5 protein-coding genes are annotated in these 6612 nt (G+C 39.2%); all 5 read left to right on the forward strand.

The features are described from left to right. Positions 1-50 precede the first annotated feature (50 nt). The 5 genes from LI015_RS04465 to LI015_RS04485 all read left to right on the forward strand — a co-directional run bounded on the left by LI015_RS04465 (position 51) and on the right by LI015_RS04485 (position 6396). The gene (locus LI015_RS04465; RefSeq protein WP_119204875.1) at positions 51-1091 is read left to right on the forward strand and encodes a glycosyltransferase family 2 protein; all 1041 of its coding nucleotides are present in this window, start codon (positions 51-53) and stop codon (positions 1089-1091) included. A gap of 40 nt (positions 1092-1131) precedes the next feature. After that, positions 1132-2505: an O-antigen polymerase gene (locus tag LI015_RS04470; protein ID WP_119204874.1), complete on the forward strand. Its 1374-nt coding sequence runs from the start codon at positions 1132-1134 to the stop codon at positions 2503-2505. A gap of 37 nt (positions 2506-2542) precedes the next feature. Then, the gene (locus tag LI015_RS04475) at positions 2543-3679 is read left to right on the forward strand and encodes a polysaccharide pyruvyl transferase family protein (protein ID WP_119204873.1); all 1137 of its coding nucleotides are present in this window, start codon (positions 2543-2545) and stop codon (positions 3677-3679) included. Continuing rightward, positions 3672-4868 (forward strand): Coenzyme F420 hydrogenase/dehydrogenase, beta subunit C-terminal domain, encoded by a 1197-nt coding sequence (locus LI015_RS04480; protein ID WP_227124228.1) that lies wholly within the window; start codon positions 3672-3674, stop codon positions 4866-4868. Before LI015_RS04475 ends, LI015_RS04480 begins: the two co-directional genes overlap by 8 nt. Before the next feature lie 82 nt (positions 4869-4950). After that, positions 4951-6396, forward strand: a complete 1446-nt coding sequence (locus LI015_RS04485; RefSeq protein WP_119204870.1) for a flippase — start codon at positions 4951-4953, stop codon at positions 6394-6396. Positions 6397-6612 lie beyond the last annotated feature (216 nt).

Raw genomic sequence — 6612 nt, forward strand, 5'->3', positions numbered from 1 at the left:
AGACGGAGACTATAAAAAATAGCTGGATAAACAGCATGGGAGGATAGATAATGAGCAAGGTAAGTGTGGTCGTTCCGATCTATAAGGTCGAGAGGTACCTGGGTAACTGTATTGAATCACTGATAGGACAGACATTAAAGGATATAGAGATCATCCTTGTTGATGACGGAAGCCCTGATAACTGCCCGTCAATCTGTGATGAGTATGCGGCAAAAGACGGACGCATCAAGGTCATCCATAAGCCGAACGGCGGAGTGAGCGCCGCAAGGAACGACGGACTTAAAGCGGCAACCGGAGAATACATCATATTCTGCGATTCCGATGACTGGATGGAGCTGGACGCTTTCGAGGTGCTTTATGAGGCGGCAACAACCAACGACTCGGATATCGCCATCGGTGATGTCTACATGACCTATGGGGATGGTGGCAACAAATACGTGAAGTTTTATAAGGACGGATTTACGACATTAGACAGGAGTTATATCACTGAACTGATCAAGGCGGATATATATCGCACCTACTGCCCGATGCCTCCCGCAGAAGGAGCTGCGTTCGGATACGGCGGACCATGGAACAAGCTGGTCAAAAGGGAACTTCTGATAAAGAACGTCATTGAATTCGACCTGAGGGTCAAGGGAATATTCGATGACATCCTTTATACCGCCCATATTTTGGCTGACGCAGAGAAGGTCACATACGTCCAGAAGCCAGTCTATTACTACAGGATCATCAATACCTCGATCACACGCACATTCAAGCCGAATGTGGTTGAGATCAACACGGCTATCTTCAACAGCTGGGAAGAGTTTTTTGCTTCACAGCCTAATGGAAACGAGTATAGGGAAGCTTTCTGTGCATGCGTGTTGAGAAGGCTTGAGGAATCGATCAGGCTGTATTTTATCAATGATAAGAATGAGAAGTCAAAGGCGGAACTTAAGAAGGAACTCTCGGATCTTATAAAGCAGGAACCATACAAAAGCGCAGTCAGGAGAGCCGACTTTTCTAAGGTTTCTAAGAAACAGAAGATGATTGCGATACTTGGGAGATTTGGATGTATTGGGCTTGTTTATAAGATTAGGGCTTTTAGATAAGGAATGCATTCGTGCTTTTCACTAACGAAGGGATCATTAAATGCTAGTTATATTGATTTTGGTTTTATTAGTAATATTGTGGGTTGCCTACAACATTTCACATAAGGAATTATCAGCACCGGCATTTATTTTTGTGGCACCTTTTATCCTCATGTGTGCGATAGCCTTGGCATTCAGCAACATGTGGGATTTTGAACTGCACTGGAACACATTTCTGGTGATATTCATTGGGAATATTGCATTTGTTTTGGGATGTGCATTTGGTGACAGAATTGCTATCGGGAAAACTTTCCATTATGGAACATATTGCACGGCTGAAAATGTACGAGTCGTAAAGTCTTGGAAATATATCCTGCTGTTGCTTCTTCAGGTAGTCTGCTACAGCGTGAAGCTTATGTACATCATGCGGTTTGGAACATCTCATGGAGTGGCTAATACGATAAGTGTCTGCTTGGTTTATTACAATAATACGGTTAAGTTCACAACCAACGAGACGATCAGCTTTCCGTCATGGCTGTCACTTGGGTTGGACATTTCTACGGTATTTGGTTTTGTGTGTGCCTGCTTTCTTGCACAGCAGCTTGTACTTAGAAAAAAGGAAAAAAAGAATCTGATACTCCTGTTAGTGAATTTTGTTCTCGCAATAGTTGGTGGTGTAACCTCAGGAGGACGTGGCGGATCTGTTCAGGTTATAATTGCCTTTATAATGGCTTATCTCGTTTTGTATCAGAGAAAGTTTGAATGGAAAAAGAGCATTCCGTTTAAAACAATATTGTTTGTCGTCATTGCCTGTGTGGGTATAGTCGCACTTTTCTGCGCATCTGTTACGTGGGTAGGGCGGTATGAAGTACATTTGTTTGGTCGGTACATTGCAAATTACTGCGGTGCACAGATCTTTAACTTGAATTATTGGCTTAATAATAACCCAGAATTCTCCAGATTTTTTGGACAGCAAACGTTCTATCCAATCATAGAAAAGTTTGCCAGCATACTGGGTATCTCAGAGTGGGCTGATTATCACGTTGGAGTTGACAGTGTATACGCGGCTGGATACAGCACAGGAAATGTTTTTACAACATTTTATTCATACATAATGGACTGTGGATATGTTGGCATAGTTATAATGCCGATTATATTTGGGATATTTTCACAGATGGTATATAAGTTTGCAAGGAAATCACCGTCAAAGTATCCGATTAATGCTGGTATGATTTTCTATTGTATGATTGCGTACAGTATTGCGTTTTCATTCTTTGGTGATAAATTTGGAAGTTTGGTATTCACCTTTAATATGATGAAGAGAATCATAATTTTGATAGTACTTAGCTTCTTCTTGTACTATTTCGACATACGTGGGCTGAAGATAGTGATAAGAAAATCGGATGTATTAAGCAGAATTCGCATAAAAATGTGATTTATTTGTAGAGTATTTTGCGCGCGAGGATTTGTGGATGAAACAAATTGGAATTATGACATATCATGCGGCACATAATTTTGGCTCCGTGTTGCAAGCATATGCCACACAAAAGCTTTTAAATGAACTTGGATATTCAAATGAAATTATAAACTATAGACTTCCAAACCAAAAAGAATATTACAATAAATTATATTCTACAAGATTTGGATACAAGGAATTCTTGAGACGATTGATTCGTTTTCACGAGACTGATAGCCGGAAATTACGCATAGATAAGTTTGAGGATTTTATACACCGCAAGCTAGTACTTACAGAAACAGAATATAACAATTATTTGGAACTACGTAATGCGAATTTTTCATACCCGGTTCTTTTGGCAGGGAGTGATCAGATATGGAATGAGCATTGCAGGGCGGAATATTGGACCGAGCCGAGAGAGTCAATTCTTGGCTATTATTTGGCGATTGGTAATGCTGCTGCTGCGAGGATATCTTTTTCATCTAGCTTCGGTGGAATGAAGAAGGACGAGATTGAAAAATATCTGAATTATCTTGAGAAATTTCAGTCTATATCTATTCGTGAATCAGAGGGAGCGGAGTTACTTTCATCAATGCTTGGAAGAACTGTATATAATACATTAGACCCTACACTAATGCTTAATTCTGAGGGATGGAAACTGGATGGAACTTATAGTGTAGACGAAGATTATATCTTTGTGTACACATTGAACAGGTTCAAGGCAGCAAATGAGTTTGTAAAGAACGCTAAAGATCTGGCTAAAAAGTTAGGTAAAAAGGTGGTCTGTGTTTCTCCATTGAGCAATATTCTTGATAAGGATATCGAAACGCATGCGGATTTTGGACCGCTTGATTTTCTGTCATACATACGATGTGCATCATTAGTTATTACAGATTCTTTTCATGGCACGGCGTTTTCTGTAAATTTTCGAGTTCCTTTTTACAACATTGGGAAAGGACAGGATTCGAGAAAAGTTCAGTTATTAAAGAAGCTTGGGCTAGAGAGCCGTATTTGTGGAAATTTTGAAGAACTGATATACTTAAATGATTGCGCGTGTGAATTTGACGAAGCTACAAAACGACTAAATGAGGAGAGATATAAAACCAGACAGTATTTAGCTACAACGCTTAGGGAGGTATTGCCACTTGATTAATATATGTGATACAAGCGTGTGCACCGGCTGCGCAATGTGTGCTTCGGTATGCAGAAAAAATGCAATTACAATGGTTGAGAGTCCTGAAGGATTTCTTTATCCGTATATTGATGTCGATAAGTGCGTTGAATGTCATGAATGCGAAAAGAAATGTCCGGCCATCCTCTGTGCAGTACGGAATCCGGAATCGGATTTTTATATGGGCTGGCACAAAGATAAAGATGTCCTCTTGTCTAGTTCTTCTGGAGGCATATTTACTGCTATAGCAGACTATATTTTTGATAACGGAGGAGTGGTATTTGGTGTAGTTAGGGATCCTGAAATAAACCGAGTATACCACACTTATACTGAATGCAGGGATAATTTGGATCCATTTCGACTGAGTAAATATTATCAGAGTGAGGTTGGAGAAATATATAAAACTATTGCAAGCTTTTTGAAAAAAGGAAGATTGGTATTATTTACTGGGTCAGCATGTCAAATCGTTGGGTTATATTCTTATCTAAACAATAAAAGATTTGAAAACCTGATTACTATGGATGTTTTATGTCATGGTGTTGCGAGTAAAAAGGTGATTGATTCATATATTGAAAGTCAGGAAAAAAGATATCATAAGAAGATCTCAAATCTTTTCTTTCGTACCAAGGAAGAAAAGAACGGATGGTGCAGGGGGGAGGGGGCTAAAATGAAACTAGAATTCGCTGACGGCACCTCTCATCTGTCTGAAGGGCCTTATGACACCTATATGCTTGGCTTCAATAATAATTTCTTCCTTCGAGAATCTTGTTACAAATGTAAATACTGTGGGACAGAACGAGTTGCTGATATTACAGTCGCTGATTATTGGCGATGCAATGATAATCGAATTCCCGAGGAACAGATGAGGCTTGGAGTTTCCTTGATTTTGACAAATTCTGTAAAAGGGAAAGAAATTCTCTCCCATATAGAAAAAGATTGTGTAATATACAGCATTAATCCAAAGGATGCCATTCCCGGTAACAGAGCTCTTAGCAAACCTCAGATACGACCAGTAGTCAGAGATACTTTTTTCCAACAGATGGACAAATACGGGTATCGAGGAGCAATCGAACGTCAGTTTAAAAAGAGGTTTCTTAAATACAATTTAAAGTGTTTTATTCGAAAGGTTATTCCTAAAAGGGTGGTTGCAAGGATTCTTAAAAATCCGTAATGCTGTCTTATATAAATATATGTCCAATGGATTGTCCATATGTCATTGATGAGGGAGAGACTTTGGTGGGGGATTTTCTTATATGAAGACGCAGAGTATCAAGAAAAACTATATTTTAAATACTGCTTATCAAGTGTTGACATTAATAACACCGTTGATTACTGCTCCTTATATTTCACGGATTTTAGGACCAGAACGCGTAGGAATATATAGCTATACTGCCTCAGTCGTGGCATTTTTTACAATGTTTGCAGTATTGGGAACAACAACTTACGGACAGCGAGCTATAGCACAATGTAGGGATGATAGGGAGAAGAGAAGCCGTACTTTTTGGGAAATTGAGGCAATCAGCATTATCTCAACGATTATCTGCATTGTGGCATGGATTGCTCTCATACTGGTATCAACTGACTATAAGCTATATTTTATAATCCTGTCGGTAGAGCTCCTTGCTGCTGGATTTGATATTATTTGGTATTACAGTGGACTAGAAAGATTTGATGCAATAGTTGCGAGGAATGTTGCTATTAAATTCAGCAGCGTCCTTTTGCTGTTCGTGCTAGTAAAAAATGAAAATGATCTCTGGAAATACATAGCAATTCTTTCTGTCAGCAAGTTTGCCGGTAATATTTCTATGTGGTTTCCTTTGCGAAAAACGGTTGACAGAGTTGATTTGCAAGCTCTTAAAATTGGGCCGCATTTTAAACAGACATTAGTTTATTTTATTCCCACAGCAGCAGCCTCGATATATTCATATCTTGATAAAGTTATGTTGGAGATGTTTACTGATACCACAGCAGAAAATGGATTTTATGAACAGGCCAATAAAATAATAAAACTTTGCTACACAGTTACTATTTCACTCAATACCGTAATGTCCGCCAGGATGTCATACCTTTTCTCAGCGGAACGTTTTGATGAGATACGGGAGAAATTGGAAAATGCTTTAGCGTTTATGGTTACGTTGAGTATTCCAATGGTCTTTGGTATCGCAGGAATCGCTAACAATTTTGTGCCGTGGTTTTTTGGAGATGGGTATGACAAGGTAATCATTCTTCTGGTGATAGAAAGCTCATTGGTTTTGATTCTGAGCATGCATAATTTTTTGTCTGCTCAGTATTTAATTCCATCCGGACAAAGAGTGCGTAGCACAACTGGCGTCATAGTAGGAGCAGTGACAAATTTCGTTTTTAATTTGATTTTGATACCCAAATTTCAGTCGGTTGGAGCAATTGTTGCAACTCTTATAGGTGAAAGTTCAATATGCATCTGCTACTTCTATATGAGTAAGGAATATGTGCCGATTTCTATGTTTCTAAGGTATCTTCCAAAGCAAATTGTATCTGCGGCTGCGATGCTAGTGATTGTTTTGCTTATTGGTCAAGGGCACAGCGGAAGCATTTTGATTACTATTATACAAATTGCTGTAGGGGCTGCGGTGTATGGAGTAGCGTTGCTTCTACTAAGAGAGAAGCTTGTAATCAGCATGCTCAAGCAGATGCTAGGCAAGCTGAAGAGACTACATTAGATTTAATCCAGAACCAAATAAGAAAGAGGTAAATTGATGAAAGATGTATACACTATATCAAATGAAGAATCTCAGCGCATAGAAATTATGAAGGTGATTATGTGCTTCGGTGTGTGCTTCGTCCATTCATACTCCGACAGATTCGCCGGTCTGGATTGCTGTGGGGGGGGGGGGTCAAAGCTGATATATGCTCTTAGTTTTTTAATGTGTAATATC

This window comes from Enterocloster sp. 210928-DFI.2.20, assembly GCF_020554465.1.
In the GTDB taxonomy this organism is placed as follows: Bacteria; Bacillota; Clostridia; order Lachnospirales; family Lachnospiraceae; genus Enterocloster; species Enterocloster bolteae.